Origin of the sequence: Mesorhizobium sp. M3A.F.Ca.ET.175.01.1.1 (assembly GCF_004791945.1) — a bacterium.
Taxonomy (GTDB): domain Bacteria; phylum Pseudomonadota; class Alphaproteobacteria; order Rhizobiales; family Rhizobiaceae; genus Mesorhizobium.
This window is the reverse complement of sequence record NZ_SRTP01000080.1, coordinates 1-442: the sequence shown is the minus strand read 5'-3', so window position 1 is coordinate 442 and position 442 is coordinate 1. Positions and strand designations below refer to the sequence as shown.

1 protein-coding gene and 1 pseudogene are annotated in these 442 nt (G+C 59.0%); one reads left to right on the top strand and one right to left on the bottom strand.

Translation table 11 applies throughout. The annotated features are described in order from the left end of the window. On the top strand, positions 1-227 hold a 227-nt coding region (locus EN818_RS34395), incomplete at its 5' end, for an AlpA family phage regulatory protein (protein WP_348631430.1). Here EN818_RS34395 and EN818_RS30825 read toward each other — a convergent pair. Further along, positions 208-442 (bottom strand): annotated as a pseudogene (locus tag EN818_RS30825) (integrase); the annotation flags it as partial. The gene EN818_RS34395 and the pseudogene EN818_RS30825 sit on opposite strands and share 20 nt — an antisense overlap.

Here is a 442-nt window from a genome sequence, read left to right as displayed (position 1 = left end):
GAGAAATCGTCCCTTTATCGGACACGACCATCTACGAAATGGAGCAACGCGGCGAGTTCCCACGACGCTTCAATCTGACTCCCCGCTGTGTTGTTTGGGATCTAGCAGAGGTCGAGGCCTGGGTTCAGGCAAGGCGAAACGCCTCGTCTGCCGGGACTCTCGAAACCGCCCCAGGTCCAGACGTCCGGTCGCGCAAGACGAGGCCTGTCAAATCGGATCGAGAATGATTGCCGCCCCGGCAGCCGGCTGGAGTACGGGGGTGTGCTTCTTGCCCGCTGCCCAGGCCTCAACCATGTCGGCCCATTCCTGGAGCATATGACGGCGCTGCGGCTCATATTCAGCCTTGTTATAGACACCGCGCGAAGTGCGGCTGTCTTCGTGAGCAAGGCATTTCTCGATCCAGTCGCGATTGAATCCGATCTCGTTTAGGATTGTCGAGCCA